Source organism: Micromonospora sp. ABR4_055, assembly GCF_056160425.1.
This window is the reverse complement of the sequence record NZ_JBSWXD010000245.1, coordinates 1-6,491: the sequence shown is the minus strand read 5'-3', so window position 1 is coordinate 6,491 and position 6,491 is coordinate 1. Positions and strand designations below refer to the sequence as shown.

Genomic DNA, 6,491 nt, shown 5'->3' with positions numbered 1-6,491 from the left:
TTTTTCGTTGTGTTGCGTATTCTCGCCCCCCCAACCCACACCCCTGGCCAACGGTCGTCACCGGCTGGCCTTGATCCGCTGCGGTTCATCGACCCGACACGCCGGGCGGCAGTCCGATGAGCCGAAGTGGATCACTGCTGCGGGGGCGGGCTGAGTCTGCGCCGGACGTGGCCCATGCCCATCGCGGTCCGGTCACCGAAGCCGGCGTAGCTGGCGAACGCCGCCAGGGCGTCCACCGCCCGCCGCGCGTCGCCGGGCACCCCCGACGCCTCCGCCAACTGGAAGGTCACCGAGCCGACCGTGCCCCGGCGGAACCGGTGCTGCGGGTTACGCTGCCCCGGCTCCACCAGGTGCGTGACCATCCGCAGTTGGGCGTCGACCGCCTCCAGATGGTCGACGACCGCCGGCTCCGCCGACGTCGGCAACGCCACCTCCCCGGCGAACGCGTCCCAGCGCCGGGTCAGGTTGGTAAACACCCGCTCCGCGTCCGGCCAGGGGCGCTGGCGGCGGGCACCGTCCCCGCGTCCGGTGGCGAACCCGACCGGGGTCAGCAGGTCGTACGCCCAGGTGGTGGCGGCCGGGTCGGCGCCGGTGGCCAGCTCGGCGTACGACACCGCGTGCACGGCGACGTCGACGGTGCGGTACCGGGTCTGTGCGATCTGATGCCCGGCGGCGTGGTGCAGCGCGGCGAGCACCGGGGCGGCGTACGCGTCGATCAGCAGGCCGGCCACGATCCGGGCCGGCTGCCCCGGTGTCGACGGTGGCCGGCCCTGCTCGTCGAGGACCGGGCTGAGGGTGAACGGCTTGTACCGGGGGCTGTCGTGCATGATCGCGGACAGCTCCGGGTCGACGGCGCGGACCGCTTTGAGGAACGCGGCGTAGACGGCCGGGCCGGTGTGCGGCGGCGGGACCGCCGTGGCGGCGGTCGGCACCAGGGAGACGACGATCTGGGTGGGCATCGGCCGGCGTACCCTCTCGGTCTGGTGTGGTCGGTGAGTGCCCCCACTCAAGCAGACCGGCGCCAACGGGCCGGGGGATCCGCTGCCCGACCCGGTCGGGGTCGGGCAGCGGATCGGGTCCGGATTCGGTCCGAACTCGGGTTCGCTCAGGACGCGGTGCAGCTCAGATCGGTCGGCGTGGTGCCAGGACCGGAGCCGACGAAGCCGACCGTGGTGGCGGCGTCCGGCGCGAGGGCCCCGTTGTACGGCTCGTTGCGTACCGTGTTCACCCCGCCGGACGTGGTCAACCGGCCGTTCCACAGCGACCCGATCGACGTACCGCTCGGGTTGGTCCAGGTGAGCGTCCAGCCGGAGATCGCCGAGGTGCCGGTGTTGCGCACCTCGATGCTGCCCTGGAAGCCGCCCTGCCAGCTGCTGGTCACCGTGTACGTCGCGGTGCAGCCGTCGTCGCCGGGGCCGCCGTCGTCGGCCGCGGTGGTGACCGTCCGCGCCGGTGAGGCCGGCGAGACGTTGCCGGCGGCGTCGCGGGCCCGCACCGTGAACGTGTAGCTGGTCTCGGCGGTCAGGCCGGACACGGTGTACGCGGTGCCGGAGACCGTGGCGACCAGGGTGGCCGGCGCACCGCCGGTCGACCGCAGCACCTGGTACGAGGTGACGCCGACGTTGTCGGTCGACGCCGCCCAGGTCAACGTCACCGAGTCGGCGGTGACGTCGCTGGCGGTCGGCTGGCCGGGCGCGGTCGGCGCGGTCACGTCGTCGTCCCCGCCGCCGTCGCTGTAGCGCTGCGCGAGGCTGATCCCGGTGGTGGAACCGGCCCCGCCGAGCGGCACCTGGTGGTCGAGGCTGACGAACTTGCCGTCGTGCTGCCACAGTGCCGGCTTGAGCACCTGGTTGTACTTGACCTCGTCCCAGCTGGTCCAGTCGTCGAGCAGCAGGCCGCCGGTGTCACCGGAGTTGGGGTTCAGCGACCAGAACGTGTGGTGGATGCCGTAGTCGATCATCAGGTCGCGCAGGGCGTGCAGCCACTTGTCCTGCCGGGCGTCCTGGCCGTACCGGCCGCCCCATTCGCCGATCAGCAGCGGCGCGGTGTCGTCCTCGTGGATGTAGAGCCAGTTGGGCCGCCACACGTCCTCGGTCAGCGACGCCTTGTCGAACTCGCCCTGGAACCACGGCTGCTCGTATACCAGCGGGCCGTAGTCGTGCGGGGAGTAGACCAGCTGGTCCTGGTTGGCGCCCAGGTCGACCGGGTGCTCGGCGACGCCCCGCAGGTTGCCGCCCCACCAGTTGTAGAAGTAGTTCGGGCTGAGGTCCGGGTTGGTGTTGGGGGAGTCCCAGTCGGCGTGCGGGCGCGGGTAGACCTCGATGCCTTCGCAGAGGATCAGCAGGTCGGGGTTGATCGCCAGGATCCGTCGGCCGGCCGTCTCGCAGGCGTGCTTGAAGTTGTCCTGGTCGGTCGAGGAGTCCCACTTGGCCCGCTGCGGGTCGTTCGGGGTGCCGTGCGGCTCGTTCTCGATGTCCATCGCGACGATCGTGTCGTTGTCGCGGTAGCGCTCGGCCACCCACTCCCAGCCCTGGTAGAAGTCCTCCGGCGTGATCGAGCCCTTGAACCACATCGGGTAGAGGTGGCCGGAGTTGTCCGCTTCGGCGCTGTGCACGTCCAGCATGACCTTCAGCCCGTACTGTTCGCACAGGTCGAGCCAGTAGTCGAAGATCTGCAGGTTGTTCAGCCCGTCGAGCTCGGGATTGACGTACGCGTTGATGTTGGGCCGGGCCAGCGGCTGGCCGGCCTTCCACTCCAGCAGCAGCTGGGTCGAGATCGGCACCCGGACGATGTTGATGCCGCGCTGTGCCATCGCGCGGGTGACCGCCTCGATGTTGGCCGACCACAGGCCGTGGAAGACCCGCTCGGTGGCGTTGTAGCCGAACCAGTTGGCCCCGGTGAGCCACACCTGGTTGCCGGCCTCGTCGACGATCGTGTTGCCGTCGGTGTGCAGCCAGTCGTTCGCCGGTACGGCCTGAGCGGCCGCGGCCGCGGCTGATGTGGTGGCTGTGGCTGATGTGGTGGCTGACGTGTCGGTGCGGGCAGCCGGTGGGGCGGCGGCTGCCGTGGCGGGGGTGGTCGGGACGGCGGCGACCGCTCCGAGCAGCAGGCCGGCCGCCATTGTGGCGGCCCACCGTGTCCGTATCGACGGCATGTAGAGGTTCTCCTGTCGTGGGTTGGGCGATCGTGGGAGCGCTTCCATCGACAGAGATTACGACGTACCAAGGTCGTAATGGAAGGACGTGGTCCCGGCGGGCGTACCGCTGGGCCCGTCCGGGCTGTTGCAGATCCATTGACTTCCATTTTGTGGCTCCCGTAGGGTTGCAACGACGGCCTTCGATAGCGACGCGGTGACTTGGAGCCGGCATCGTGTGTCGCCCCGGGCGAAGGCGAGCAGGGCCGCCCTGGCGAGCCCGCCCGTACGGCGACCTGGTCGGCGCGTACTTCGCCAGCCACCCGGCGAACCAGAACGCCACCGTACGGATCGAGGACAGCTCGCACCCGTCGACCGCCGGGCTGCCGACCGCGTGGAACCGCTACGACGAGCGGTACAACTACCGGACCAACCCACGCTCGGACAACCACATCCTGGCCACCGTGGACGAAAGCACGTACACCGGCGGCACGATGGGCAGCGACCACCCGATCGCGTGGTGCCGGGGCTACGACGGTGGCCGCTCCTGGTACACCGGCATGGGCCACACCAACGAGAGCTTCAGCGACGCGAACTTCCGCCGCCACGTGCTGGGCGGCATCCAGTACGCCGCGCAGGTCACCGGCAACTGCTCGACCAGCCAGATACCACCCGGCTACAGCCAGGTCACCCTGGCCAAGGGGGTGGCCGAGGTCGGCGAGCCGATGGGCATGACCGTGCTGCCGAACCGGGGCGTGCTGCACACCTCCCGCGAAGGCACCATCCGCTACACCGACGCGGCCGGCAACACCAAGGTGGCGCTGACCATCCCGGTGTACACCCACGACGAGGAAGGTCTGCAGAGCATCAAGGTGGACCCGAACTTCGCCATCAACCGATGGGTCTACGTGTACTACTCGCCGCCGCTGTCCACCCGGGCGGCGACGCGCCGTCGACCGGCTCGGCGTCGCAGTTCGCACCGTTCAACGGACACAACCGGCTGTCCCGCTTCGCGGTCAACGCCGACCACACCCTGGACCGGGCGTCGGAGGTGACGGTCCTGCAGGTCCCGACCAGCCGCGGCATGTGCTGCCACGTCGGCGGTGACATCGACTTCGACGCGGACGGCAACCTCTACCTGTCGACCGGAGACGACACCAACCCGTTCGACTCCAGCGGCTACACGCCGATCGACGAACGGTCCAACCGCAACCCGGCGTACGACGCGCAGCGTACCGCCGGCAACAGCAACGACCTGCGGGGCAAGGTGCTGCGGATCCGGCCGAGTGCAAACGGTGGGTACACCATCCCGGCCGGCAACATGTTCCCGGCCGGCACGGCGAACACCAAGCCGGAGATCTACGCGATGGGCTTCCGTAACCCGTTCCGGATGTCCGTGGACAAGGCGACCGGCGTCGTCTACCTCGGCGAGTACGGGCCGGACGCCGGCACCGCCGACCCCAACCGCGGGCCGGCGAACCATGTCGCGTTCGAACGCATCGCCCAGCCCGGTTTCTACGGCTGGCCGTACTGCTCGAACTACAACACGCCGTACATCGACTTCACGTTCCCGTCCGGCCCCTCCGGTGCACCGTTCAACTGCTCCGGCGGCCCGGTGAACAACTCCCCGAACAACTCCGGTATCACCCAACTGCCCCCGTCCCAGCGGGCCTGGCTGCCGTACGGTGGCGAGCAGAACCCGCCGGAGCTGTGCTGCGGCAGCCTGTCTCCGATGGACGCCGTGGTCTACAACTACGACGCCTCGCTCGCCTCCGAAGTGAAGTTCCCGGCGTCGATGGACGGCAAGGTGTTCATCGGCGAGTTCGGCCGGCGGTGGATCAAGACGGTCACGGTCACCGGCTCCGGCGGGGTGGGCTCGATCGACCCGTTCCCGGACTACACCGGCACCCAGGTGATGGACCTGGAGTTCGGGCCGGAGGGTGCACTCTACGTGCTCGACTACGGCACCGGCTGGGGCAGCGGCGACGCCAGCTCGGCGGTGTACCGCATCGAGTACAGCTCCGGCGGCGGCCGATCGCCGATCGCCGCCGCGTCCGCCGACCCGACCACCGGCAACGCGCCGCTGACCGTACAGTTCAGCTCGGCCGGGACCAGCGACCCGGACGGGGACGCCATCACGTACGCGTGGGACTTCACCACGGACGGCAGCACCGACTCGACGCAGCCGAACCCGTCGTACACGTACACCAGCAACGGCGAGTTCACGGCGACGCTCACGGTGCGCGACAGCACCGGCCGCAGCGCCACCGCGAGCGTGGTGATCGGGGTGGGCCGGCCGACGGTCACCCTCGACCTACCAAGCAACGGCCGGCTGTTCGAGTTCGGTGACGCCATCCCGTTCGAGGTGACGGTCACCGACCGGAACGCGCCGACCATCGACTGCAGCCGGGTGAAGGTCAACTATCTGCTCGGGCACGACAGCCACGCTCACGGCATCTCCAGCGCCACCGGCTGCTCGGGCACCCTGCAGACCACCGTGGACGGCGAACACGACCCGAACGCGAACATCTTCGGAGTCATGATCGCCGAGTACACCCCGGTGGGCGCGACCATCCCGGTGACCTCGACGCAGACGGTGCTGCAGCCCCGGACCCGCCAGGCCGAGCACTACGGCGACCAGCAGGGCACCACCCTGGTGGAGAAGCCCTCCGCCCACGGCGGCAGCGCGGTCGGCTACATCGAGAACGGCGACTGGATCTCGTTCACCCCGTACAACCTGGCCGGGGCCACGTCGTTCACCGCCCGGGTCGCCTCCGCCGGCTCCGGCGGCACCATCTCGCTGCGGACCGGCTCGGCGTCGGGACCCGTCATCGGTACGGCGACCGTGAGTCCGACCGGCGACTGGGAGACCTGGACCACCGTCACCGGCACGCTCACCCCACCCAGCGGTACGCAGAACCTGTTCCTCGTCTTCACCGGTGGCTCCAGCTACCTGTTCGACGTCGACGAGTTCACCTTCCGCGGTGGCGGCACGACCCCGCCGCCGTCCACCGGGCCGTCGTGCTCGGCGGCGTACTCGGTGATCGGGCAGTGGCAAGGTGGCTTCCAGGGTGAGGTACGGGTCACCGCCGGATCAACGTCGAGCGGCTGGACGGTCACCTGGACGTTCAACGGCGGGCAGACCGTCAGCCAGTCCTGGAGTGCCACGGTCACGTCGAGCGGTGCCAACGTGACCGCACGCAATGTCTCTTACAACGGGTCGCTCGGCGCCGGAGCCAGTACGACGTTCGGCTTCATCGGCTCGGGCAACAACGGAGCCAACGTGTCGTCGCTGAGCTGCACCGCCAGCTGATCGACAAGGGCTGCGGGGGGGGGGGGGAGGGGGGGGGGGGGGGGG

The 6,491-nt window shown here is 69.9% G+C and carries 4 protein-coding genes; 2 read left to right on the top strand and 2 right to left on the bottom strand.

All coding sequences use genetic code 11. The features are described from left to right. Positions 1–131: 131 nt before the first annotated feature. Positions 132–959: a CRISPR system precrRNA processing endoribonuclease RAMP protein Cas6 gene (gene cas6 / locus ACXAHD_RS30920; RefSeq protein ID WP_281550663.1), complete on the bottom strand. Its 828-nt coding sequence runs from the start codon at positions 957–959 to the stop codon at positions 132–134. 146 nt (positions 960–1,105) lie between these two features. Continuing rightward, positions 1,106–3,121, bottom strand: coding sequence for a cellulase family glycosylhydrolase (locus ACXAHD_RS30915; RefSeq protein WP_289213218.1), 2,016 nt, complete (start codon positions 3,119–3,121; stop codon positions 1,106–1,108). A 248-nt stretch (positions 3,122–3,369) separates the two neighbouring features. On the opposite strand from ACXAHD_RS30915, the gene ACXAHD_RS30910 reads away from it, so the two are divergent. Continuing rightward, on the top strand, positions 3,370–4,188 hold the full coding sequence (locus ACXAHD_RS30910) for a ThuA domain-containing protein (protein ID WP_475054978.1): 819 nt from the start codon (positions 3,370–3,372) through the stop codon (positions 4,186–4,188). Next, positions 4,185–6,446, top strand: a complete 2,262-nt coding sequence (locus ACXAHD_RS30905) for a carbohydrate-binding protein (RefSeq protein WP_475054981.1) — start codon at positions 4,185–4,187, stop codon at positions 6,444–6,446. Before ACXAHD_RS30910 ends, ACXAHD_RS30905 begins: the two co-directional genes overlap by 4 nt. The last annotated feature ends 45 nt before the right edge of the window (positions 6,447–6,491 follow it).

Excerpts from the sequence above, each read along its gene's own strand:
- cas6 (WP_281550663.1), bottom strand. The coding sequence starts at position 959 with ATGCCCACCCAGATCGTCGTCTCCCTGGTGCCGACCGCCGCCACGGCG.
- ACXAHD_RS30915 (WP_289213218.1), bottom strand. The coding sequence starts at position 3,121 with ATGGCGGCCGGCCTGCTGCTCGGAGCGGTCGCCGCCGTCCCGACCACC.